Annotated in this window: 27 protein-coding genes; 26 read left to right on the forward strand and 1 reads right to left on the reverse strand. The window is 66.5% G+C overall.

Annotated features, from left to right (window positions below; genetic code table 11):
- The 23 genes from mlaD (at window position 1) to tatC (ending at window position 16,491) form a co-directional block, all read left to right on the forward strand.
- Entirely contained in the window at window positions 1-510 is a 510-nt protein-coding gene (gene mlaD / locus AQ610_RS01895) for an outer membrane lipid asymmetry maintenance protein MlaD (RefSeq protein ID WP_006029342.1), read from the forward strand.
- Between the two features lie 47 nt (window positions 511-557).
- On the forward strand, window positions 558-1,505 hold the full coding sequence (locus AQ610_RS01900; RefSeq protein ID WP_015601666.1) for an MlaA family lipoprotein: 948 nt from the start codon (window positions 558-560) through the stop codon (window positions 1,503-1,505).
- Between the two features lie 114 nt (window positions 1,506-1,619).
- Window positions 1,620-2,252, forward strand: coding sequence for an MlaC/ttg2D family ABC transporter substrate-binding protein (locus AQ610_RS01905; RefSeq protein ID WP_006029344.1), 633 nt, complete (start codon window positions 1,620-1,622; stop codon window positions 2,250-2,252).
- Window positions 2,249-2,518, forward strand: a complete 270-nt coding sequence (locus AQ610_RS01910; RefSeq protein WP_006029345.1) for an STAS domain-containing protein — start codon at window positions 2,249-2,251, stop codon at window positions 2,516-2,518. The genes AQ610_RS01905 and AQ610_RS01910 overlap by 4 nt, the downstream gene beginning before the upstream one ends.
- Before the next feature lie 301 nt (window positions 2,519-2,819).
- Window positions 2,820-3,746 carry an ABC transporter ATP-binding protein gene (locus tag AQ610_RS01915; RefSeq protein WP_006029346.1) on the forward strand — a complete coding sequence of 309 codons (927 nt, stop codon included), beginning with the start codon at window positions 2,820-2,822 and terminating at the stop codon, window positions 3,744-3,746.
- Window positions 3,743-4,498, forward strand: a complete 756-nt coding sequence (locus AQ610_RS01920) for an ABC transporter permease (protein WP_006029347.1) — start codon at window positions 3,743-3,745, stop codon at window positions 4,496-4,498. The genes AQ610_RS01915 and AQ610_RS01920 overlap by 4 nt, the downstream gene beginning before the upstream one ends.
- A 70-nt stretch (window positions 4,499-4,568) precedes the next feature.
- The gene (locus AQ610_RS01925) at window positions 4,569-4,808 is read left to right on the forward strand and encodes a BolA family protein (protein ID WP_006029348.1); all 240 of its coding nucleotides are present in this window, start codon (window positions 4,569-4,571) and stop codon (window positions 4,806-4,808) included.
- A gap of 13 nt (window positions 4,809-4,821) precedes the next feature.
- Window positions 4,822-6,171, forward strand: coding sequence for a UDP-N-acetylglucosamine 1-carboxyvinyltransferase (gene murA / locus AQ610_RS01930; protein ID WP_006029349.1), 1,350 nt, complete (start codon window positions 4,822-4,824; stop codon window positions 6,169-6,171).
- Entirely contained in the window at window positions 6,168-6,824 is a 657-nt protein-coding gene (gene hisG / locus AQ610_RS01935) for an ATP phosphoribosyltransferase (protein ID WP_006029350.1), read from the forward strand. Before murA ends, hisG begins: the two co-directional genes overlap by 4 nt.
- 40 nt (window positions 6,825-6,864) lie before the next feature.
- The gene (hisD, locus tag AQ610_RS01940) at window positions 6,865-8,202 is read left to right on the forward strand and encodes a histidinol dehydrogenase (protein WP_006029351.1); all 1,338 of its coding nucleotides are present in this window, start codon (window positions 6,865-6,867) and stop codon (window positions 8,200-8,202) included.
- A 153-nt stretch (window positions 8,203-8,355) separates the two neighbouring features.
- On the forward strand, window positions 8,356-9,426 hold the full coding sequence (hisC, locus tag AQ610_RS01945) for a histidinol-phosphate transaminase (RefSeq protein WP_006029352.1): 1,071 nt from the start codon (window positions 8,356-8,358) through the stop codon (window positions 9,424-9,426).
- A gap of 64 nt (window positions 9,427-9,490) precedes the next feature.
- Window positions 9,491-10,078, forward strand: a complete 588-nt coding sequence (gene hisB / locus AQ610_RS01950) for an imidazoleglycerol-phosphate dehydratase HisB (RefSeq protein ID WP_009913773.1) — start codon at window positions 9,491-9,493, stop codon at window positions 10,076-10,078.
- Between the two features lie 66 nt (window positions 10,079-10,144).
- Window positions 10,145-10,765, forward strand: a complete 621-nt coding sequence (locus AQ610_RS01955; RefSeq protein ID WP_006029354.1) for a YchE family NAAT transporter — start codon at window positions 10,145-10,147, stop codon at window positions 10,763-10,765.
- Window positions 10,762-11,403 carry an imidazole glycerol phosphate synthase subunit HisH gene (gene hisH / locus AQ610_RS01960; RefSeq protein ID WP_009913772.1) on the forward strand — a complete coding sequence of 214 codons (642 nt, stop codon included), beginning with the start codon at window positions 10,762-10,764 and terminating at the stop codon, window positions 11,401-11,403. Before AQ610_RS01955 ends, hisH begins: the two co-directional genes overlap by 4 nt.
- A gap of 166 nt (window positions 11,404-11,569) precedes the next feature.
- Window positions 11,570-12,325: a 1-(5-phosphoribosyl)-5-[(5-phosphoribosylamino)methylideneamino]imidazole-4-carboxamide isomerase gene (hisA, locus tag AQ610_RS01965; RefSeq protein WP_009888536.1), complete on the forward strand. Its 756-nt coding sequence runs from the start codon at window positions 11,570-11,572 to the stop codon at window positions 12,323-12,325.
- Window positions 12,326-12,407: 82 nt separating this feature from the next.
- Window positions 12,408-13,181 carry an imidazole glycerol phosphate synthase subunit HisF gene (gene hisF, locus AQ610_RS01970; RefSeq protein WP_009913770.1) on the forward strand — a complete coding sequence of 258 codons (774 nt, stop codon included), beginning with the start codon at window positions 12,408-12,410 and terminating at the stop codon, window positions 13,179-13,181.
- A complete protein-coding gene (gene hisI / locus AQ610_RS01975; protein WP_009913768.1) occupies window positions 13,181-13,594 on the forward strand; it encodes a phosphoribosyl-AMP cyclohydrolase in 414 nt (137 codons plus the stop codon). Before hisF ends, hisI begins: the two co-directional genes overlap by 1 nt.
- The gene (locus AQ610_RS01980; protein ID WP_006029359.1) at window positions 13,591-13,959 is read left to right on the forward strand and encodes a phosphoribosyl-ATP diphosphatase; all 369 of its coding nucleotides are present in this window, start codon (window positions 13,591-13,593) and stop codon (window positions 13,957-13,959) included. The genes hisI and AQ610_RS01980 overlap by 4 nt, the downstream gene beginning before the upstream one ends.
- A gap of 52 nt (window positions 13,960-14,011) precedes the next feature.
- Window positions 14,012-14,401: a DUF4870 family protein gene (locus AQ610_RS01985; protein ID WP_006029360.1), complete on the forward strand. Its 390-nt coding sequence runs from the start codon at window positions 14,012-14,014 to the stop codon at window positions 14,399-14,401.
- A 28-nt stretch (window positions 14,402-14,429) separates the two neighbouring features.
- Complete coding sequence (locus AQ610_RS01990) at window positions 14,430-14,795, forward strand: histidine triad nucleotide-binding protein (protein ID WP_006029361.1); 366 nt, start codon at window positions 14,430-14,432, stop codon at window positions 14,793-14,795.
- Between the two features lie 87 nt (window positions 14,796-14,882).
- Window positions 14,883-15,116, forward strand: coding sequence for a Sec-independent protein translocase subunit TatA (tatA, locus tag AQ610_RS01995; RefSeq protein WP_009913767.1), 234 nt, complete (start codon window positions 14,883-14,885; stop codon window positions 15,114-15,116).
- A gap of 26 nt (window positions 15,117-15,142) precedes the next feature.
- Window positions 15,143-15,670, forward strand: a complete 528-nt coding sequence (gene tatB / locus AQ610_RS02000) for a Sec-independent protein translocase protein TatB (protein ID WP_006029363.1) — start codon at window positions 15,143-15,145, stop codon at window positions 15,668-15,670.
- Between the two features lie 38 nt (window positions 15,671-15,708).
- Window positions 15,709-16,491: a twin-arginine translocase subunit TatC gene (gene tatC, locus AQ610_RS02005; RefSeq protein WP_006029364.1), complete on the forward strand. Its 783-nt coding sequence runs from the start codon at window positions 15,709-15,711 to the stop codon at window positions 16,489-16,491.
- Window positions 16,492-16,553: 62 nt separating this feature from the next.
- Here tatC and AQ610_RS02010 read toward each other — a convergent pair whose 3' ends face one another.
- On the reverse strand, window positions 16,554-17,762 hold the full coding sequence (locus AQ610_RS02010) for a Do family serine endopeptidase (RefSeq protein ID WP_009913766.1): 1,209 nt from the start codon (window positions 17,760-17,762) through the stop codon (window positions 16,554-16,556).
- Between the two features lie 21 nt (window positions 17,763-17,783).
- Here AQ610_RS02010 and AQ610_RS02015 point away from each other — a divergent pair, with 21 nt between their 5' ends.
- The 3 genes from AQ610_RS02015 (at window position 17,784) to AQ610_RS02025 (ending at window position 20,754) form a co-directional block, all read left to right on the forward strand.
- Window positions 17,784-18,530: a Nif3-like dinuclear metal center hexameric protein gene (locus AQ610_RS02015; RefSeq protein ID WP_009913764.1), complete on the forward strand. Its 747-nt coding sequence runs from the start codon at window positions 17,784-17,786 to the stop codon at window positions 18,528-18,530.
- 220 nt (window positions 18,531-18,750) lie between these two features.
- Window positions 18,751-19,371 (forward strand): ubiquinol-cytochrome c reductase iron-sulfur subunit, encoded by a 621-nt coding sequence (gene petA, locus AQ610_RS02020; protein ID WP_009913762.1) that lies wholly within the window; start codon window positions 18,751-18,753, stop codon window positions 19,369-19,371.
- Window positions 19,372-20,754, forward strand: coding sequence for a cytochrome b (locus AQ610_RS02025; protein WP_009913761.1), 1,383 nt, complete (start codon window positions 19,372-19,374; stop codon window positions 20,752-20,754).
- The last annotated feature ends 14 nt before the right edge of the window (window positions 20,755-20,768 follow it).

The raw sequence follows: 20,768 nt of genomic DNA on the forward strand, positions 1-20,768 counted from the left end.
ATGACGATGAAAAAGATTGCTCTCGACTTCTGGGTCGGCCTCTTCGTGGTGCTGGGCTTTCTCGCGTTGCTGTTTCTCGCGCTGAAGGTCGGCAACATGAGCTCGCTGTCGTTTCAGCCGACTTACGCGGTGAAGATGAAGTTCGACAACATCGGCGGCCTGAAGCCGCGCGCGGCCGTCAAGAGCGCGGGTGTCGTGGTCGGGCGGGTGAAGACGATCGGCTTCGACACGAACACCTACCAGGCGCTCGTCACGATCGATCTCGACAAGCAATACCCGTTTCCGAAGGATTCGTCTGCGAAGATCCTGACGTCGGGCCTGCTCGGCGAGCAGTACATCGGCCTCGATCCGGGCGGCGACGCGGAAATGCTGAAGGCGGGCGATACGATCACGATGACGCAGTCGGCGATCGTGCTCGAGAACCTGATCGGCCAGTTCCTGTACAGCAAGGCCGCGGACGCGGGCGGCGCGAAGCCGGCCGCCGCCGCATCGGGCGCGGCGGCACAGTGAACGCCGCGCAAGCGGCATACGAGAGCAGAAGCGAGGGGAAGAACATCATGCAGACGATCCGCATCAGCCGCGCGGTGCTGGCGATCTCGGCCGCCGCGGCATTGAGCGGTTGCGCGACGGTCCAGACGCCGACGAAGGGCGATCCGTTCGAAGGCTTCAACCGGACGATGTACACGTTCAACGACAAGGTCGACCAGTACGCGCTCAAGCCGGTCGCGCGCGGCTACCAGTGGGCGGTGCCGCAGCCGATGCGCGACAGCGTGACGAACTTCTTCTCGAACATCGGCGACGTCTACATCGCGGCGAACAACCTCGTGCAGTTGAAGATCGCCGACGGCGTCGGCGACATCATGCGCGTCGTGATCAACACGGTGTTCGGCGTGGGCGGCCTGTTCGACGTCGCGACGCTCGCGAAGCTGCCGAAGCACGCGAACGACTTCGGCGTGACGCTCGGCCACTACGGCGTGCCGAGCGGCCCATACCTCGTGCTGCCGCTGCTCGGCCCGAGCACGGTGCGCGATACGGCGGGCCTCGCCGTCGACTACGCGGGCAACCCGCTCACCTACGTGCGGCCCGACAGCGTGAGCTGGGGCCTGTTCGGCCTGAACCTCGTGAACACGCGCGCGAACCTGCTGGGCGCGGGCGACGTGCTCGAGGCGGCCGCGATCGACAAGTATTCGTTCGTGCGCAATGCGTACCTGCAGCGCCGCCAGGCGCTGATCGGCGGCAGCACGGGCGCGCAGTCGAACCTGCCGGATTACGGCAACGAAGCGCCGCCGCCGAATTACGAGATGCCGGAAGAGGGCGCCGCGGCGCCCGCGAGCGGCGCGGCCGCGGCATCGGCGGCCTCCGGCGCGGCGCCTGCCGCGGCGGGGTCGGGCACGCCGGCAACGGCCTCGGCGCCGAATCCGGGCAGCGCGACCAACGTGCCCGCGCAGCAGGTCGTGCCGCCGTCGCCGGGTGGCATTCGTCTGCCGAGCATCCGGCTGCACTGATTCGGCACTTACATCGGTTACAGCCGGAAACGATTCTGACGGCGGCCGGCGCGAACTTGCGCGGCAGCCGAGGGTTCCAAGTCTGGCATCGACTCACACAAGCAGGTCATACCTATGAAGAAACTGTTCCTGATCCCCGTTTTTGCCGTGCTGTTCTCGTTCGGCGCGGCCGTCGCGCATGCGGAAGTCGACCAGTCGAACCCGCAGGCGCTCATCAAGTCCGCGACGCAGCAGGTGCTCGACGAGGTGCGCGCGCAGACGATCAAGCAGGGCGACACCGCCCGCATCATGACGATCGTCAACAGGGACATCCTGCCGTACACCGATTTCCGCCGCACGACGCAGCTCGCGATGGGCCGCAACTGGCGCACCGCGACGCCCGCCCAGCAGCAGCAGGTGATCGAGCAGTTCAAGCAACTGCTGATCCGCACCTATTCGGGCGCGCTCGCGCAACTGAAGCCGGACCAGCAGATCCAGTACCCGCCGTTCCGCGCCGATGCGGACGCCACCGACGTCGTCGTGCGCACGGTCGCGATGAACAACGGCCAGCCGGTGCAGATCGACTACCGTCTGTACAAGACGACGCAGGGCTGGCGCGTCTATGACCTGAACGTGCTGGGCGCCTGGCTGATCCAGACCTACCAGCAGCAGTTCAGCGAGAAGATCCAGCAAAGCGGCGTCGACGGCCTGATCCAGTTCCTGACCGAGCGCAACCAGCAGCTTGCCTCGGGCAAGCAGGCATCGTGAGCCGCTTCGACTCCGGCGCGACGCTGACCCACGCGAGCGCGAAGGCCGCGCTCGCGCAAGGGCTCGCGCGCATCGACGCGGGCGCGACCGCCGTCGACTGCGGCGCGCTCGCGCAGTTCGATTCGTCGGCGCTCGCGGTGCTGCTCGCGTGGCAGCGCGCCGCGCGGGCGCGCGGGGTGACGCTCGACATCGTCAACCTGCCGCCGAAGCTCGCGAGCCTCGCGCAGGCGTACGGCGTCGATACACTTCTCTCCGGGCGACATTGACGCCCGCGTCCGGGCCCGCCTGCGGCCGCCGCGCCGTTTGCGAGCCCGCTCCGTTCCGTTGATCGACAGGGCGCGCGCCCGCCGCCAGCCGGGCCGGGCGTGACCGATGCGCGCAAAGCGCGGCTCGACGCATTCGCGGCGCGCGTCGCGCGTCCGGGCGTCGACTCCGGGTTCCCCACGCCGGCCGGCCTGGCCGGTTTGCCCTATAATCAACCGTTTTGCGGGACTGCCGAACGGTCCCCATTTCCCCTTTCGCATCGAGCATAAAGAAGGCGCTGCGGCCGTCGTGCCGCGCTCAGTCATGTCAGCCATAGAAATCCGTCACGTCAAGAAGCGCTACAAGTCGCTTCAGGCGCTCAAGGGCGTCAGCCTGTCGGTCGAGGAAGGCGAGTTTTTCGGTCTGCTCGGCCCGAACGGCGCAGGCAAGACCACACTCATCAGCATTCTCGCCGGCCTTGCGCGCGCCGACGAAGGCACCATCGCGGTGCGCGGCCACGACGTCGTCAAGGATTTCCGGGCGGCGCGGCGCGCGCTCGGCGTCGTCCCGCAGGAACTCGTGTTCGATCCGTTCTTCACGGTGCGCGAGACGCTGCGCATCCAGTCCGGCTACTTCGGGCTGCACCGCAACGACGACTGGATCGACGAAGTGATGGCGAACCTCGATCTCACCGACAAGGCCGACGCGAACATGCGCGCGCTGTCGGGCGGGATGAAGCGGCGCGTGCTCGTCGCGCAGGCGCTCGTGCACCGGCCGCCCGTGATCGTGCTCGACGAGCCGACGGCGGGCGTCGACGTCGAACTGCGCCAGACGCTGTGGAAGTTCATCTCGCGACTCAACCGCGAAGGCCACACGATCGTGCTGACCACCCACTATCTCGAGGAAGCCGAATCGCTCTGCGACCGCATCGCGATGCTCCGGCGCGGCGAAGTCGTCGCGCTCGACCGCACGCGCGCGCTGCTGCAGCGTTTCTCGGGGCTGCAACTGTTCGTGCGGCTGTCGCGCGGCGCGCTGCCCGCCGAGCTGCGCGCGCTCGAGGCCGAGCCCGCGCCCGCCGCGGCGCCCGAGCATCTGCTGCGGATCACCGATTACGACGAGGTCGAGCGGATTCTGTCGCTATGCCGCGCGGCCGGCTGTGGCTTCGACGAGATCGAGATCCGCAAGGCCGATCTGGAGGATGTGTTCGTGCAGGTGATGAACGGCGCCGATGTGATCGAGGGGTTGGCATGAGCGGGTTTCGCACGCTGTTCTACAAGGAAATCCTGCGGTTCTGGAAGGTGTCGTTCCAGACGGTGCTCGCGCCCGTCGTCACCGCGCTCCTCTATCTGACGATCTTCGGGCACGCGCTGACGGGCCGCGTCGACGTGTATCCGGGCGTCGAATACGTGAGCTTCCTCGTGCCCGGCCTCGTGATGATGAGCGTGCTGCAGAACGCGTTCGCGAACAGCTCGTCGTCGCTGATCCAGTCGAAGATCACGGGCAATCTCGTGTTCATGCTGCTGCCGCCGCTGTCGCACGCGGACATCTTCGGCGCTTACGTGCTCGCGTCCGTCGTGCGCGGGCTCGCGGTCGGCGCGGGCGTGTTCGTCGTTACGATCTGGTTCATTCCGATGAGCTTCGCCGCGCCCGTCTACATCGTCGCGTTCGCGCTGTTCGGCTCGGCGATCCTCGGCACGCTCGGCCTGATCGCCGGGATCTGGGCCGAGAAGTTCGATCAGCTCGCCGCGTTCCAGAACTTCCTCATCATGCCGCTCACGTTCCTGTCGGGCGTGTTCTATTCGACGCATTCGCTGCCGCCCGTGTGGCGCGAGGTGTCGCGGCTCAACCCGTTCTTCTACATGATCGACGGCTTCCGCTACGGGTTCTTCGGCATTGCCGACGTGAATCCGCTCGCGAGCCTTTCGGTCGTCGCCGGCTTCTTCGTGCTGCTCGCGCTGATCGCGATGCGGCTCCTCGCCACCGGCTACAAACTGCGTCATTGATATGAAACGACGCGCGCGCCGCGTCGCCGCGCGCGCCGGGCGGCCCCGCGCGTACTGACAGGAGCATTTCATGTTGCCGACTCCCGAACTGGTCAAGCAATACATCGAGGCGGGCCTTGCCTGCACGCATCTGGAAGTCGAAGGCGACGGCCAGCATTTCTTCGCGACGATCGTGTCGCCCGCGTTCGAGGGCAAGCGGCCGATCCAGCGGCATCAGCTCGTCTACGCGGCGCTCGGCGATCGCATGAAGCAGGAAATCCACGCGCTCAGCATGAAGACGCTGACGCCCGCCGAATGGCAGAACGCATAAACGGAAACAGTCAGTGCAAGTCAACGTCAACGAACGCGACGCCGTCGAGCGCGTCGCCACGGCAACCCCGGCCGGCAATCGGGAAGCGCACGCGCATGGCACGGACAAGCTCGCGATCGACGGCGGCCGGCGCCTCGCCGGCGAGATCGCCGTGTCGGGCGCGAAGAACGCCGCGCTGCCGATCCTCTGCGCGAGCCTGCTGAGCGCCGAGCCCGTGCGCCTCGATAACGTGCCGAACCTGAAGGACGTGCGCACGACGCTCGCGCTGCTCGGCCAGATGGGCATGCGCGAGGAGACGGACGGCGCGCGCGTCGTGCTCGACGCATCGCGCGTCGACAATCCGGTTGCGCCGTACGAGCTCGTGAAGACGATGCGCGCGTCGATCCTCGTGCTCGGCCCGCTGCTCGCGCGCTTCGGCTACGCGAGGGTGTCGCTGCCGGGCGGCTGCGCGATCGGCGCGCGGCCCGTCGACCAGCACATCAAGGGCCTGCAGGCGATGGGCGCCGAGATCCACATCGAGCACGGCTACATCGAGGCGCGCGCGAAGCGCCTTGCGGGCGCGCGCATCGTCACCGACATGATCACCGTGACGGGCACCGAGAACCTGCTGATGGCGGCGACGCTCGCCGACGGCGAGACGGTGATCGAGAACGCCGCGCGCGAGCCGGAAGTGACGGACCTCGCGCATCTGCTCGTCGCGATGGGCGCGAAGATCGACGGCATCGGCACCGACCGGCTCGTGATCCAGGGCGTCGAGCGCCTGCACGGCGCGACGCACGCGGTGATTCCCGACCGGATCGAGGCGGGCACGTTCCTGTGCGCGGTCGCGGCGGCGGGCGGCGACGTGACGCTGACGGGCATGCGCGCGCACATCCTCGACGCGGTGATCGACAAGCTGCGCGAAGCGGGCGCGACGATCGACGAAGGCATCGACACGCTGCGCGTGCGGATGGACCGCCGGCCGAGCGCGGTCGCGATCCGCACGTCCGAATACCCGGCGTTTCCGACCGACATGCAGGCGCAGTTCATGGCGCTGAACGCGGTCGCGCAGGGCGCCGCGCACGTGACCGAGACGATCTTCGAGAACCGCTTCATGCACGTGCAGGAGCTGAACCGCCTCGGCGCGAACATCGCGGTCGACGGCAACACGGCGCTCGTCACAGGCGTGCCGACGCTCTCGGGCGCGAGCGTGATGGCGACCGACCTGCGCGCGTCGGCGAGCCTCGTGATCGCCGGCCTTTGCGCGGAAGGCGAGACGCTCGTCGACCGCATCTATCATTTGGACCGCGGCTACGACCGGATGGAGACGAAGCTGACGGCCGTCGGCGCGAACGTGCGCCGCATTTCAGGGAGCGAAGCATGACCGCACCGCTGACGCTGGCGTTGTCGAAAGGGCGTATCTTCGAGGAAACCGTGCCGCTCCTCGCGGCGGCGGGCGTGACGGTCGCCGAGGACCCGGAGACCTCGCGCAAGCTGATCCTGCCGACCACCGATCCGAACCTGCGCGTGATCGTCGTGCGCGCGACCGACGTGCCGACCTATGTCGAGTACGGCGCGGCCGATTTCGGCGTCGCCGGCAAGGACGTGCTGCTCGAGCACGGCGGCGGCGGGCTGTATCAGCCGATCGATCTGAACATTGCGCGCTGCCGGATGTCGGTCGCGGTGCCCGCGGGCTTCGATTACGCGAACGCGGTGCGCCAGGGCGCGCGGCTGCGCGTCGCGACGAAGTACGTCGAAACGGCGCGCGAGCACTTCGCCGCGAAGGGCGTGCACGTCGACCTGATCAAGCTGTACGGCTCGATGGAGCTTGCGCCGCTCGTCGGCCTGGCCGACGCGATCGTCGACCTCGTCAGCTCGGGCGGCACGCTGAAGGCGAACAATCTGGTCGAGGTCGAGGAGATCATGCCGATCTCGTCACGCCTCGTCGTGAACCAGGCCGCGCTGAAGCTGAAGCGCGCCGCGCTGAAGCCGTTCCTCGACGCGTTCGAACGCGCGTCGCAGCGTAGCGGCGCTTGACCCAGACGGTTTTCGGCGCATTACCGGAACGGATGACAGCATGGCTATCAAGATACGCAAACTCGATTCGGCAAGCGAAGGCTTCGCGGCCGAACTGCGCGCGGTGCTCGCGTTCGAGGCGAGCGAAGACGACGCGATCGAGCGCTCGGTCGCGCAGATTCTCGCGGACGTGAAGGCGCGCGGCGACGCCGCGGTGCTCGACTACACGAATCGCTTCGACCGGCTGAACGCGGCAAGCGTCGCGGCGCTCGAGCTGCCGCAGGGCGAGCTGGAAGCGGCGCTCGAGGGCCTCGAGCCGAAGCGTCGCGCGGCGCTCGAGGCGGCGGCCGCGCGCGTGCGCGGCTACCACGAGAAGCAGAAGATCGAGTGCGGCAGCCATAGCTGGCAGTACACCGAGGCCGACGGCACCGTGCTCGGCCAGAAGGTGACGCCGCTTGATCGCGTCGGCCTGTACGTGCCGGGCGGCAAGGCGGCGTATCCGTCGTCGGTGCTGATGAACGCGATTCCGGCGCGCGTCGCGGGCGTCGGCGAGATCGTGATGGTCGTGCCGACGCCGGACGGCGTGAAGAACGATCTCGTGCTCGCCGCGGCGCTGTTGGGCGGCGTCGATCGCGTGTTCACGATCGGCGGCGCGCAGGCGGTGGCCGCGCTCGCGTATGGCACGCAAACGGTGCCCGCCGTCGACAAGATCTGCGGGCCGGGCAACGCGTATGTCGCATCGGCGAAGCGCCGCGTGTTCGGCACGGTCGGCATCGACATGATCGCCGGGCCGTCCGAGATCCTCGTGCTGTGCGACGGCACGACCGATCCGTCGTGGGTCGCGATGGACCTGTTCTCGCAGGCCGAGCACGACGAGCTCGCGCAATCGATCCTGCTGTGCCCGGACGACGCGTTCATCGAGCGCGTCGAGAGGGCGATCGACGAGCTGCTGCCGACGATGCCGCGCGAGGACGTGATCCGCGCGTCGCTCGAAGGGCGCGGCGCGCTCGTCAAGGTGCGCGACATGGCCGAGGCGTGCAAGATCGCGAACGACATCGCGCCCGAGCACCTCGAGATCTCCGCGCTCGAGCCGCACCAATGGGGCAAGCAGATCCGCCACGCGGGCGCGATCTTCCTCGGCCGCTACACGAGCGAGAGCCTGGGCGACTACTGCGCGGGCCCGAATCACGTGCTGCCGACGTCGCGCACCGCGCGCTTCTCGTCGCCGCTCGGCGTGTACGATTTCTTCAAGCGCTCGAGCGTGATCGAGGTGAGCGCCGAAGGCGCGCACACGCTCGGCGAGATCGCGTCCGAGCTCGCGTACGGCGAGGGATTGCAGGCGCACGCGAAGAGCGCCGAGTATCGGATGAAAGGGGCGGGCGACCGCCAGAAAGGCTAACGGTAAGCCAGCGCGCAGGTTGCGCGAGACGAGACCAGCCCAAAAAGACGACAACCCGAGACTGCCTGGCGAGGCGGCTCGCGCGGCGCGACCGATGCGCCGCGCGAGCCGCCTCGGCCAGGGCCATGCCGGCGCCCGCGCGCCGTTGCCACCATGACTACGCCAGAAGACATCATCCGCCGCGACGTGCTCGCGATGACGAGCTACCCGGTGCCGGACGCGACGGGCTTCGTGAAGCTCGACGCGATGGAGAACCCGTATTCGCTGCCGACGCCGCTCGCGGCCGAGCTCGGCGAGCGGCTCGCGCACGTCGCGCTGAACCGCTATCCGGCGCCGCGTCCCGCCGCGCTGATCGACCGGCTGCGCGCCGTGATGGGCGTGCCCGCCGCATGCGACGTGCTGCTCGGCAACGGCTCGGACGAGATCATCAGCATGCTCGCGATGGCGTGCGCGAAGCCGGGCGCGAAGGTGCTCGCGCCGGTGCCGGGCTTCGTGATGTACGAGCTGTCGGCGAAGTTCGCGCAGCTCGAGTTCGTCGGCGTGCCGCTTCGCGCGGACCTGACGCTCGACATCGACGCGATGCTCGCGGCGATCGCCGAGCACCGGCCTGCGCTCGTCTATCTCGCGTACCCGAACAACCCGACGGGCACGCTGTACCCGGACGAGGACATCGAGCGGATCGTCGCGGCGGCCAACACGAGCCTCGTCGTGATCGACGAGGCGTACCAGCCGTTCGCGCAGCGTAGCTGGCTGCCGCGCGCGGCGGAGTTCGACAACGTCGTCGTGATGCGCACGATGTCGAAGCTCGGCCTCGCGGGCATCCGCCTGGGCTATCTGGCCGGGCTGCCCGCGTGGCTCGCGCAGTTCGACAAGGTGCGCCCGCCGTACAACGTGAACGTGCTGACGCAGGCGGCGGCCGGGTTTCTGCTCGAGCGGCTCGACGTGCTCGACGCGCAGGCCGCGCAGCTACGCGACGCGCGCACCACGCTCGCGCACGCGATCGGCGCGCTGCCGGGCGCGACCGTGTTCCCGAGCGCGGGCAATTTCCTGCTCGTGCGGGTGCCGGACGCGGCCGCCGTGTTCGACATCCTTTTGACCGAGCGGGTATTGATCAAAAACGTGAGTAAAATGCACCCATTGCTCGCCAATTGCGTGCGCGTAACGGTTGGGTCTCCCGAAGAAAACGCGCGCCTGCTGGCCGCACTGAAGCTGGCGCTGCCCTGACGGGCCACGCCGGGGCGCCGTCTTTCCCGTCCCCCATTTACCTCAGTCAATGCAAGGAATCACCATGCGCGTGGCGGAAGTCGTTCGCAACACCAGCGAAACGCAGATCCGTGTGAAGCTCGACCTCGACGGCACCGGCAAGCAGAAGCTTGCGACGGGCGTCCCGTTCCTCGACCATATGCTCGATCAGATCGCGCGCCATGGTCTCGTCGATCTCGACATCGAAGCGCATGGCGATACGCACATCGACGACCACCATACGGTCGAGGACGTCGGCATCACGCTCGGCCAGGCCGTTGCAAAGGCAGTCGGGGACAAGAAGGGCATCCGCCGCTACGGCCATTCGTACGTGCCGCTGGACGAGGCGCTGTCGCGCGTCGTGATCGACTTCTCCGGGCGTCCGGGCCTCGAATTCCACGTGCCGTTCACGCGCGCGCGGATCGGCACGTTCGACGTCGACCTGTCGATCGAGTTCTTCCGCGGCTTCGTCAATCATGCGGGGGTGACGCTGCATATCGACAACCTGCGCGGCGTCAATGCGCACCATCAGCTCGAGACCGTGTTCAAGGCGTTCGGCCGCGCGCTCAGGATGGCGGTGGAGCTCGACGAGCGCGCGGCGGGGCAGATTCCGTCGACGAAGGGCAGCCTCTGATTTCCGGCCGGAGCCGAAACGACCTTATTGCGACCCCATTGGCCGCGGCGGCTGCGCCGGCTTGCGATGGATCTGCTCAAATCGTTCATTTCCCTGCTCGCGCTGATCAATCCGCTCGGCGCTGTGCCGTTTTTTCTGAGCCTCACCGCCCAGCAGGCGGAAGCCGAGCGGCGGCGCACGATCCGCATCGCGGCGGTCTCGGTGTTCTGCGTGATCGCGGTGACGACGCTGCTCGGCCAGCAGATCATCGATTTCTTTGGAATCTCGGTGGGCTCGCTCGAAGTCGGCGGCGGGATCATCATGCTGCTGATGGCGATCTCGATGCTGAACGCGCAGATCGGCAATACCCGGTCGACGCCCGAGGAGCGCGACGAGGCGGAGTCGAAGAACAGCGTGGCCGTCGTGCCGCTCGCGATTCCGCTCCTGACGGGGCCGGGCTCGATCAGCACGGCGATCGTCTACGCGGCGAACGCCCGGCACTGGTACGACCGGCTCGGGCTCGTCGCGATCGGCGCGGCGCTCGCGCTCATCTGTTTCTTTGCGATGCGGCTCGCCGAGCCGATCGCGCACTGGATCGGCCGCACCGGCATCAACATCGTCACGCGTCTGATGGGATTGATGCTGTCGGCGCTGGCGGTGGAATTCATCGTCGACGGACTGAAGGCATTGTTGCCTGCACTGACATGAAAACTTCGATTGCGATTGTGGATTATGGAATGGGCAACCTGCGCTCGGTCGCGCAGGCGCTCATGAAGGCGGAGCCCTCGGCCGACGTGAAGATCGTCGACAGGCCCGAAGCGATCCGCGCGGCGGACCGCGTGGTGCTGCCGGGCCAGGGCGCGATGCCCGACTGCATGCGGTGCCTCGGCGAGTCCGGGCTGCAGGAGGCGGTGGTCGAGGCGTCGCGCACGAAGCCGCTCCTCGGCGTGTGCGTCGGCGAGCAGATGCTGTTCGACTGGAGCGCCGAAGGCGACACGAAGGGCCTCGGCCTGCTGCCCGGCAAGGTGCTGCGGTTCGACCTCGAAGGCCGGCTGCAGGACGACGGCTCGCGCTTCAAGGTGCCGCAGATGGGCTGGAACCGGGTGCATCAGACGCAGCCGCACCCGTTATGGGAAGGCGTGCCGGACGATGCGTATTTCTATTTCGTGCACAGCTATTACGTGGTGCCGGACAACCCGGCGCACACCGCGGGCGAAACCCGGTACGGCGGCGTCTTCACGTCCGCGGTCGCGCGCGACAATCTCTTCGCGACCCAATTTCACCCGGAAAAGAGCGCCGAAGTGGGGCTGCGGCTGTACCGGAATTTTGTTCACTGGAACCCCTGAACGTGGCGCGAGAGCCACACCCGGCGCGCGCAAAACGCCCGCCGCACGGGCTTCGCGAGCGGATACGCAGAAAGAGTTGTACTAAACTAGCGAGACGGCATCGCGCCGGATGGGCCGGCGCACGCCTTTTGATCTCTTCATTTTTCCCTGACAACACCCGATTGCTATGCTGCTGATTCCGGCCATCGATCTTAAAGACGGTCAGTGTGTGCGCCTCAAACAAGGCGATATGGACCAGGCAACGATTTTTTCCGAGGATCCCGCGGCGATGGCCCGTAAATGGGTCGATCTCGGGGCGCGGCGCCTGCATCTCGTCGACCTGAACGGCGCGTTCGCCGGCAAGCCGAAGAATCTCGAGGCGATCGAGGCGATCCTCGGCGAAGTCGGCGACGAAATCCCCGTGCAGCTCGGCGGCGGCATCCGCAGCCTCGAGACGATCGAGAAGTATCTCGACGCGGGCCTGTCGTACGTGATCATCGGCACGGCGGCGGTGAAGGACCCGGGCTTCCTGCGCGACGCGTGCAGCGCGTTCGCGGGCAACATCATCGTCGGCCTCGACGCGAAGGACGGCAAGGTCGCCACCGACGGCTGGAGCAAGCTCACGGGCCACGAAGTGATCGATCTCGCGCAGAAGTTCGAGGACTACGGCGTCGAGTCGATCGTCTACACGGACATCGGCCGCGACGGGATGCTGCAGGGCATCAACATCGAGGCGACAGTGAAGCTCGCGCAGGCGGTCGGCATTCCGGTGATCGCGAGCGGCGGCCTGTCGAACATCGTCGACATCGAGAAGCTCTGCGAAGTGGAAGACGAGGGCATCGAAGGCGTGATCTGCGGCCGGGCGATCTACTCGGGCGACCTCGATTTCGCCGCCGCGCAAAAGCGCGCGGACGAACTGAACGGCGAGCTCGACGACGCCTGACGCGCCGTCTCGGCACGACGCCTTTTCGCCAAGCCGTCCGCTCCGCGCGGGCGGCATTACCCGCGGCATGCCGCGCAACATCATGGCTCTAGCTAAACGCATCATCCCCTGTCTCGACGTGACCGCCGGGCGCGTCGTCAAGGGCGTCAATTTCGTCGAACTGCGCGACGCGGGAGACCCCGTCGAGATCGCTCGGCGCTACGACGAACAAGGCGCCGACGAACTCACGTTCCTCGACATCACCGCGACGTCGGACGGCCGCGACCTGATCCTGCCGATCATCGAGGCGGTCGCGTCGCAGGTGTTCATTCCGCTCACGGTGGGCGGCGGCGTGCGTGCGGTCGAAGACGTGCGGCGCCTGCTGAACGCCGGCGCGGACAAGGTCAGCATGAACTCGTCGGCGGTCGCCAATCCGCAGCTCGTGCGCGACGCCGCGGACAAGTACGGCTCGCAGTGCATCGTCGTCGCGATCGACGCGAAGCGCGTGTCGGCCGACGGCGAGCCGCCGCGCTGGGAAGTCTTCACGCACGGCGGCCGCAAGGGCACGGGCCTCGACGCGGTCGAATGGGCGCGCAAGATGGCCGAGCTCGGCGCGGGCGAGATCCTGCTGACGAGCATGGACCGCGACGGCACGAAGGCGGGCTTCGATCTCGCGCTCACGCGCGCGGTGTCGGACGCGGTGCCCGTGCCCGTGATCGCGTCGGGCGGCGTCGGCTCGCTCGAGCACCTCGCGGCCGGCATCACCGAAGGCCACGCGGACGCCGTGCTCGCCGCGAGCATCTTCCACTACGGCGAGCACACGGTCGGCGAGGCGAAGCGTTTCATGGCCGCGCGCGGCATTGCAGTGAGGTTGTGATGAACGAACGAGCGAAGCCGGGCGACTGGCTGGGCAAGGTCCGCTGGGACGCGAACGGCCTCGTGCCGGTGATCGCGCAGGACGCGGCGACGAACGACGTGCTGATGTTCGCGTGGATGAACCGCGATGCGCTGGCGAAGACGATCGAGCTGAAGCGCGCGGTGTACTACTCGCGCTCGCGGCAGCGCCTGTGGTTCAAGGGCGAGGAATCGGGCCACGTGCAGCACGTGCGCGAGGTGCGCCTCGACTGCGACGAGGACGTCGTGCTGCTGAAGGTCGAGCAGGTCGAAGGCATCGCGTGCCACACGGGCCGGCGCTCGTGCTTTTTCCAGAAATTCGAGGGCACCGTCGACGACGGCGAATGGGTCGCGGTCGATCCGGTGCTCAAAGATCCCGAACATATCTACAAATGACGCAATCGACGATCGAAGACACGCTGCTGCGCCTCGCCGCCGTGATCGACAGCCGCAAGGGCGGCGATCCCGAGCAATCGTACGTGTCGCGCCTCTTTGACAAGGGCGACGACGCGGTCCTGAAGAAGATCGGCGAGGAAGCGACGGAAGTCGTGCTCGCCGCGAAGGACGTGCGCCAGGGCGGCGCGCCGTCCGCGCTCGTCGGCGAGGTTGCGGACCTGTGGTTCCACTGCCTCGTCGCGCTGTCGCATTTCGACCTGAGCCCCGCTGACGTGATCGCCGAGCTCGAACGCCGTGAAGGGATGTCGGGCATCGAGGAAAAGGCGCTGCGCAAGCGCCGCGAGCGCGAGGAAAACGGCGGGTGAGCCGATGCGGCCGCACGCCGCGCAAGATTTGTCATCAAAGGGGAATAGCATCATGCCGGAGTCGCCGAACCAATTTCCGCCGTCGTACCAGGGCGCGACCGAGAGCGAACGCCAGCAATCGTTGCGCACGCTGACGCACATCCTCTATCTGCTGTACGCGATTCACTGGCTGACGGGCGGCATCACGGGCATCGTCGCGATCATCATCAACTACGTGAAGCGCGACGATGCGGTCGGCACCGCGTATCAGGCGCATTTCGAATGGCAGATCCGCACGTTCTGGCGCGCGCTGATCGCGTATCTGATCGGCTTTGCGCTGCTGTTCGTCGGGATCGGCTTCATCGTGCTGGGCGCGGTGTGGATCTGGACGCTGTACCGTATCATCAAAGGCTGGCTGTACCTGAACGACAACAAGACGCTCGATCCGCAGGCGTGGTTCTGACGCCGCGGGGAACGCGTCGGGGAGCGCGATGAGTCACGACCCGAACTGCCTGTTCTGCAAGATCGCGGCAGGCGAGATTCCGAGCACGAAAGTGTACGAGGACGACGAGTTCGTCGCCTTCCGGGACATCCGGCCCGCGGCCGACACGCACGTGCTCGTGATACCGCGCAAGCATATGGCGACGCTGTCCGCCGTCACCGCGGACGACGCGCCGCTGCTTGGTAGAATGATGGTTCTCGTCGCGCGGCTCGCCGAGCAGTTGGGCTGCGCGTATACGGGCGGCGAAACCGGGTTCCGGACGGTGATCAATACCGGGCCGGGCGGCGGGCAGGAGGTCTATCACCTGCACGCGCATATTCTGGCCGGGCCGCGTCCGTGGCGCCGGATGGGATGAGATGGCGGGTGGCCCGTCATCCGAACGAAGCCGGCACGGGCCGGCGATTTGCGCCGCGAGACCGGCGAGGTTTAGGAGAGTTTCATCATGGGCGGATTGAGTATTTGGCACTGGCTGATCGTGTTGCTGATCGTCGCGCTGGTGTTCGGCACGAAGAAGCTGCGCAACATCGGCAACGATCTCGGCAGTGCGGTCAAGGGTTTCAAGGACGGCATGAAGGAGAGCGAAACGCCCGCCGACCCGCAGCAACTGCCGCGCTCGGGCTCGGTGAACGTCGACGCGAAGGATGCGGCGCGTTCGTCGGATTCGAACAAGGCGTGACGCGCGGAAACTGACGGAGCGTCGCGATGCTCGATCTCGGTCTTTCGAAGATGGCGCTGATCGGCGTCGTCGCGCTCGTCGTGCTCGGCCCCGAGCGGCTGCCGCGCGTCGCGCGCACGGCGGGCGCGCTGTTCGGGCGCGCGCAGCGCTACATCAACGACGTGAAGGCGGAAGTCTCGCGCGAGATCGAACTCGATGCGCTGCGCACGATGAAGAGCGATTTCGAGCAGGCCGCGCACAACGTCGAGAACACGATCCACGACAACCTGCGCGAGCACGAGCGCGATCTGAACGCCGCGTGGAATTCGGCGGTGTCGTCGGGCGATCCGGCTGCCGCCGACGCGTCCGGCGGCCTGGCCGCGGTGTCCGACGGAGCGTCGTGGCGCACTGTCGCCGCCGCGCCGGCGAAGCGCCGCAACTGGCGCGTGAAGAAGACGGCGACGCCAGTCTGGTACAAGCGCGCAACGTTGCGTCGCACGCAGGTGCAGTCGGGCGCCGCGCGTGTTGCGCGGCATCAGCCGTCGAGCCTGCGCCGTCCCGCGCGTTTCTTCTGATCGATGATTCGCGCTAGTCATTTCAACCGAGGGCCGGTGTGAGCGACCCCCAGCACAATCCGGACGAAGGTCCGGAAGAAACCTTCATCTCCCATCTCGTCGAACTGCGCGACCGCATCATCCGGGCGGGCGCGGCCGTGATCGTCGTGTTCCTCGGGCTCGTCTACTGGGCGCCCGACATCTTCCGGCTGCTCGCGCGGCCGCTGATGGAGAACCTGCCGAAGGGCGGCAAGATGATCGTGACCGACGTCACCGGCTCGTTCTTCGTGCCGATGAAGGTGACGATGCTCGTCGCGCTCGTGATCGCGCTGCCGGTCGTGCTGTACCAGATCTGGGCGTTCGTGGCTCCTGGGCTCTATCAGCACGAGAAGAAGCTCGTCCTGCCGCTCGTCGGCAGCAGCTATGTGCTGTTCCTCTGCGGGATGGCGTTCGCGTACTTCCTCGTGTTTCCGACGATCTTCCGCGTGATGGCGCACTACAACGCGCCGCTCGGCGCCGAGATGTCGACCGACATCGACAATTACCTGAGCTTCGTGCTCGGGATGTTCGTCGCGTTCGGCGTGACGTTCGAGGTGCCGATCGTCGTCGTGCTGCTCGTGCGGATGGGCGTGCTGACCGTGCGCAAGCTCAAGGAAATCCGGCCGTACGTGATCGTCGGCGCGTTCGTCGTCGCGGCCGTCGTGACGCCGCCCGACGTGTTCTCGCAACTGATGCTCGCGCTGCCGCTCGTGCTGCTGTACGAGGCCGGGATCATCGCGGCACGGCTTTTCGTGAAGCCGCCCGCGAAGGATGAGGACGAGAGCAAGGCCGCGGCGAACTGACGGGCGTCATTGGCGGGCGTCGGCGGGCGACCGGAATTGGCGCCTGCCGGTCTCGCCGGCGCTCACTCCTCCTCGTCGCTGTTCTGCTCGTCGAGCGCCTGCTTCGGCGGCGGCGGCCGCTTGCCGATCACGACCGTCACGTCGAGCTCCTTGCCCTTGCGCACGACGTGCACCTTCGCCGGCGTGCCGGGCTTGATCTGCGCGACGACGTTCAGCAGCTTCGTCGTGTCGGTGATTTCCTCGCCGTCGATCGACACGAGAATGTCGCCCGGCTTGATTCCCGCCTTGTCGGCCGGGCCGCCCTGCAGCACGCCCGCAACGATCGCGCCCGATTTTTGCGCGAGGCTGAATGATTCGGCGATCTCGGGCGTCACGTCCTGCGGCTCGACGCCGATCCAGCCGCGCGTGACGGTGCCCGTCGTGATGATGCTCTCGAGCACGTTGCGCGCGGTCGACACGGGAATCGCGAAGCCGATGCCGAGCGAGCCGCCCGAGCGCGAGTAGATCGCCGTGTTGATGCCGAGCAGGTTGCCGTTCACGTCGACGAGCGCGCCGCCCGAGTTGCCCGGGTTGATCGGCGCGTCGGTCTGGATGAAGTTCTCGAACGTGTTGATGCCGAGGTGGTTGCGCCCGAGCGCGCTGATGATCCCCATCGTGACCGTCTGGCCGACGCCGAACGGGTTGCCGATCGCGAGCACGACGTCGCCGATCCGCGCCTGGTCCGAGCGGCCGAGCGTGATCGTCGGCAGGTTCGTCATGTTGATCTTGAGCACCGCGAGATCGGTTTCCGGATCGCTGCCGATCACCTTCGCGGTGGCCGTGCGGCCGTCGGCGAGCGCGACTTCGATCTGGTCCGCGCCGTCGACGACGTGCTGGTTCGTTAGAATGTAACCCTCCGAGCTTACGATGACGCCCGACCCCAGGTTGGCCGCGGGCTCCTCCTGCTGCCGGCGCGCGTTGCGATCGCCGAAGAAATAGCGAAAGAGCGGATCCTTCGCGCGCGGATCGGGCGGCAGCGAACCGTCCTTGCTGGAGAACACATTGACGACGGCGGGCATCGCCTTTTGCGCGGCGTCCGCATACGAGGATTGAGCAGGCGCGCCGCCGACGCCGGGCGCGACTTCCCGCAGCGCGACGATCGGCGCCGCGAGCTGTTTGCCGAGTTGGCCCTGCCGTTGGAGCCATTGCGGCTTGAGCGTCGCCACGATGAACATCAGTGCGAGCAGCACCGTCACCGCTTGGGCGAAGAACAGCCAGAAGCGTCTAAGCATTTGAAGATACTAGAGGTTTATATGGATCGGATCGAACTTGAATTGTACTTGAACAATACCCTCGAAATCGGGCGGTTCAAGGACTACAGCCCGAACGGCCTCCAGGTGGAGGGCCGTCGAAAGATTGAAAAAATCGCCACCGGCGTGACGGCTTCGCTCGCATTTCTCGATCGCGCCCTCGAATGGGGCGCGGACGCGGTGCTCGTCCATCACGGCTACTTCTGGCGCAACGAGGCGCCGCAAATCACGGGCCGCAAGTACCAGCGCCTGAAGCGCCTGCTCGCGAACGACCTGAACCTGTTCGCGTTCCACTTGCCGCTCGACGCGCATCCCGAGCTCGGCAACAACGCGCAGCTCGGCGAGCGCCTCGGCCTCATCGGCGACGCGCATTTCGGCGACCAGGACCTCGGCTGGCTCGCAACGCTGTCGATGCCCGTCACGCTCGAGCACTTCGCCGCGAAGGTCGAGAATACGCTCGGCCGCACGCCGCTCGTGCTCGGCGATTCGGATCAGCAACTGCGCCGCGTCGCGTGGTGCACGGGCGGCGCGCAGAGCTACTTCGACGCGGCGATCGACGCGGGCGCCGACGTGTTCCTGACGGGCGAGGTGTCCGAGCACGTGACGCATGCGGCGGCCGAGAGCGGCGTTGCATTCGTTGCGGCGGGGCACCATGCAACCGAGCGTTTCGGCATCCAGGCGCTCGGTCAGCATTTATCGGAGCGTTTTGACCTCGAGCATATCTTTATCGATATTCATAACCCGGTTTAATCGAACAAATTGTCGCACTGCATCCTAAACAAAATGTGATGCGGCGTACATTTCGCAAATTATCGGAACGGGAATCTCGATAGCTCGGGGAAACCCTTGATTAATAATAGCTTCAGGAGGTATTTAACGTCCGGGTCTTGTAAATGCCGACTCCATTCGAGCAAACTAGCGGCGGTGTGAAATGTCGTGACGGATATCCAACTCGGAATTGGGGCGTGGGATGCGAGACAAAGAAGAGGAACACGTCGACAGCAGCCGCCGGACATGGCTGATTGCGACATCGGTTGCGGGCGGCGTCGGTGGCGTCGCAACCGTGATACCTTTCGCGGCGTCGTTGGCGCCGTCCACCAGGGCCAAGGCGGCCGGCGCGCCGGTCGAAGTCGACATCAGCGCGCTCAAGCCGGGCGAGATGCTCACGGTTCCCTGGCGCGGCAAGCCCGTGTGGGTGCTGAATCGCACCGATGCGATGCTCGCCGACGTCGTCAAGGCGGACAAGGAAGTCGCCGATCCGCTGTCGAAATCGACGTACTCGATGCCGTTGCCCGAGTATTGCGCGAACGAATACCGGTCGAGAGCCGACCACAAGAACATTCTCGTCGTGATGGCGGTGTGCACGCACCTCGGCTGCACGCCGAGCCAGCGCTTCACGCCGGGGCCGCAGCCGAACCTTCCCGACGATTGGCCGGGCGGCTTCCTATGCCCGTGCCACGGCTCGACCTACGACCTCGCCGGACGGGTCTTCAAGAACAAGCCGGCCCCGCAGAATCTGGACGTTCCGCCTTACATGTTCACGTCGGCCACGACGATCGTGATCGGCAAGGACGAGAAAGGAGAAGCGTAAATGGCGACCGATAACAAAGAGATCTCCACAACAGGCTTGCTCGGCTGGGTCGACCGGCGCTTTCCCCTCACTTCCACCTGGAAGCAGCATCTTTCCGAATACTACGCGCCGAAGAACTTCAACGCCTGGTATTTCTTCGGGTCGCTCGCGCTGCTCGTGCTCGTCAACCAGATCGTCACCGGCATCTTCCTGACGATGAACTACAAGCCCGATTCGGCGCTCGCGTTCGCGTCGGTCGAGTACATCATGCGCGAGGTGCCGTGGGGCTGGCTCATCCGCTACATGCACTCGACGGGCGCGTCGATGTTCTTCGTCGTCGTCTACCTTCACATGTTCCGCGGCCTGCTGTACGGCTCGTACCGCAAGCCGCGCGAGCTCGTGTGGATCTTCGGCTGCGCGATCTTCCTGTGCCTGATGGCCGAGGCGTTCTTCGGCTACCTGCTGCCGTGGGGCCAGATGTCGTTCTGGGGCGCGCAGGTGATCGTGAACCTTTTTTCGGCGATCCCGTTCATCGGCCCGGATCTGTCACTGTGGATTCGCGGCGACTACGTCGTGTCCGACGTCACGCTGAACCGCTTCTTCGCGTTCCACGTGATCGCGATTCCGCTCGTGCTGCTGCTGCTCGTCGTCGCGCACCTGATCGCGCTGCACGAAGTGGGGTCGAACAACCCGGACGGCATCGAGATCAAGGAGAAGAAGGACGAGAAGGGCGTGCCGCTCGACGGCATTCCGTTCCACCCGTACTACTCGGTGCACGACTTCTTCGGCGTCTGCGTGTTCCTGATGGTGTTCGCGCTGATCGTGTTCTTCATGCCGGAGATGGGCGGCTACTTCCTCGAAGCGAACAACTTCATCCCGGCGAACCCGCTGCAGACGCCGCCCGAGATCGCGCCCGTCTGGTACTTCACCGCGTTCTACGCGATGCTGCGCGCGACGACCGACCCGTTCAAGATCGTGCTGATGATCGTGATCGCGGCGCTCGGCCTCCTCGCGCTCGCTCGCGCGCGCGGCAAGTGGAAGATCGCGTTGCCCGTGCTCGCCGCGGCGCTCGTCGTTTTCATGTACTTCACCGAATCGAAGTTCTGGGGCGTCGTCGTGATGGGCGGGGCCGTCGTCACGCTGTTCTTCCTGCCGTGGCTCGACCGCAGCCCGGTGAAATCGATCCGCTACCGGCCGTTCTTCCACAAGGTGTTCTTCGGAATCTTCGTCATCGTGTTTTTGACGCTCGCGTTCCTCGGCACGCGACCGCCTTCGCCCGCCGCGACGCTGATCGCGCAGGTGTGCGCGCTCGTGTACTTCGCGTTCTTCCTCGGCATGCCGTTCTGGACGACGCTCGGCACCTTCAAGCAGCCGCCCGAACGCGTGCGGTTCAAATCCCATTGACGTGAGCGAGAGGG

The sequence above is a fragment of the Burkholderia humptydooensis genome, from assembly GCF_001513745.1.
GTDB classification, from domain to species: Bacteria; Pseudomonadota; Gammaproteobacteria; order Burkholderiales; family Burkholderiaceae; genus Burkholderia; species Burkholderia humptydooensis.

What these genes read in the sequence shown, in the direction of transcription:
- mlaD (WP_006029342.1), top strand. Translation starts at nt 1, where the DNA reads ATGACGATGAAAAAGATTGCTCTCGACTTCTGGGTCGGCCTCTTCGTG.
- AQ610_RS01900 (WP_015601666.1), top strand. Translation starts at nt 558, where the DNA reads ATGCAGACGATCCGCATCAGCCGCGCGGTGCTGGCGATCTCGGCCGCC.
- AQ610_RS01905 (WP_006029344.1), top strand. Translation starts at nt 1,620, where the DNA reads ATGAAGAAACTGTTCCTGATCCCCGTTTTTGCCGTGCTGTTCTCGTTC.
- AQ610_RS01915 (WP_006029346.1), top strand. Translation starts at nt 2,820, where the DNA reads ATGTCAGCCATAGAAATCCGTCACGTCAAGAAGCGCTACAAGTCGCTT.
- AQ610_RS01920 (WP_006029347.1), top strand. Translation starts at nt 3,743, where the DNA reads ATGAGCGGGTTTCGCACGCTGTTCTACAAGGAAATCCTGCGGTTCTGG.
- AQ610_RS01925 (WP_006029348.1), top strand. Translation starts at nt 4,569, where the DNA reads ATGTTGCCGACTCCCGAACTGGTCAAGCAATACATCGAGGCGGGCCTT.
- hisG (WP_006029350.1), top strand. Translation starts at nt 6,168, where the DNA reads ATGACCGCACCGCTGACGCTGGCGTTGTCGAAAGGGCGTATCTTCGAG.
- hisD (WP_006029351.1), top strand. Translation starts at nt 6,865, where the DNA reads ATGGCTATCAAGATACGCAAACTCGATTCGGCAAGCGAAGGCTTCGCG.
- hisC (WP_006029352.1), top strand. Translation starts at nt 8,356, where the DNA reads ATGACTACGCCAGAAGACATCATCCGCCGCGACGTGCTCGCGATGACG.
- hisB (WP_009913773.1), top strand. Translation starts at nt 9,491, where the DNA reads ATGCGCGTGGCGGAAGTCGTTCGCAACACCAGCGAAACGCAGATCCGT.
- AQ610_RS01955 (WP_006029354.1), top strand. Translation starts at nt 10,145, where the DNA reads ATGGATCTGCTCAAATCGTTCATTTCCCTGCTCGCGCTGATCAATCCG.
- hisH (WP_009913772.1), top strand. Translation starts at nt 10,762, where the DNA reads ATGAAAACTTCGATTGCGATTGTGGATTATGGAATGGGCAACCTGCGC.
- hisA (WP_009888536.1), top strand. Translation starts at nt 11,570, where the DNA reads ATGCTGCTGATTCCGGCCATCGATCTTAAAGACGGTCAGTGTGTGCGC.
- hisF (WP_009913770.1), top strand. Translation starts at nt 12,408, where the DNA reads ATGGCTCTAGCTAAACGCATCATCCCCTGTCTCGACGTGACCGCCGGG.
- hisI (WP_009913768.1), top strand. Translation starts at nt 13,181, where the DNA reads ATGAACGAACGAGCGAAGCCGGGCGACTGGCTGGGCAAGGTCCGCTGG.
- AQ610_RS01980 (WP_006029359.1), top strand. Translation starts at nt 13,591, where the DNA reads ATGACGCAATCGACGATCGAAGACACGCTGCTGCGCCTCGCCGCCGTG.
- AQ610_RS01985 (WP_006029360.1), top strand. Translation starts at nt 14,012, where the DNA reads ATGCCGGAGTCGCCGAACCAATTTCCGCCGTCGTACCAGGGCGCGACC.
- AQ610_RS01990 (WP_006029361.1), top strand. Translation starts at nt 14,430, where the DNA reads ATGAGTCACGACCCGAACTGCCTGTTCTGCAAGATCGCGGCAGGCGAG.
- tatA (WP_009913767.1), top strand. Translation starts at nt 14,883, where the DNA reads ATGGGCGGATTGAGTATTTGGCACTGGCTGATCGTGTTGCTGATCGTC.
- tatB (WP_006029363.1), top strand. Translation starts at nt 15,143, where the DNA reads ATGCTCGATCTCGGTCTTTCGAAGATGGCGCTGATCGGCGTCGTCGCG.
- AQ610_RS02010 (WP_009913766.1), bottom strand. Translation starts at nt 17,762, where the DNA reads ATGCTTAGACGCTTCTGGCTGTTCTTCGCCCAAGCGGTGACGGTGCTG.
- AQ610_RS02015 (WP_009913764.1), top strand. Translation starts at nt 17,784, where the DNA reads ATGGATCGGATCGAACTTGAATTGTACTTGAACAATACCCTCGAAATC.
- petA (WP_009913762.1), top strand. Translation starts at nt 18,751, where the DNA reads ATGCGAGACAAAGAAGAGGAACACGTCGACAGCAGCCGCCGGACATGG.
- AQ610_RS02025 (WP_009913761.1), top strand. Translation starts at nt 19,372, where the DNA reads ATGGCGACCGATAACAAAGAGATCTCCACAACAGGCTTGCTCGGCTGG.